Origin of the sequence: Vibrio sp. 10N.222.49.C9, from assembly GCF_041474985.1 — a bacterium.
GTDB lineage: Bacteria > Pseudomonadota > Gammaproteobacteria > Enterobacterales > Vibrionaceae > Vibrio > Vibrio crassostreae_C.
Genome location: NZ_JBFRVD010000931.1, coordinates 1 through 260 on the forward strand (window position 1 = coordinate 1; position 260 = coordinate 260).

General features: G+C 44.6%; 1 protein-coding gene. It reads right to left on the minus strand.

Annotation, left to right across the window (positions count from 1 at the left end):
* Nucleotides 1-260, minus strand: a 260-nt coding sequence (locus tag AB4585_RS26275) for a hypothetical protein (protein ID WP_372171697.1), incomplete at both ends; no start/stop codon positions are given.

Here is a 260-nt window from a genome sequence, read left to right on the forward strand (position 1 = left end):
CATCTCGGCCAGTAGTGAAGGAAATTTGTGGCAATTTTGTGTAACACTGCTCAAAAGACTTCGATTTTTCGGAAAATCCGACCGGTACAAACGCATCTTTTCTATCTGGACCTACGACAACCAACTGACTGCCCAACGACATCATATGAAGCGCGTCTTTGACAGAATCAGTTGATTCAAGTCGATTTCTGGCTTGATAGTCCAAAGCAAAGTCATGCAAAACCTCACTTTGCCCATAACTCCATTCGACCGGTTCCACC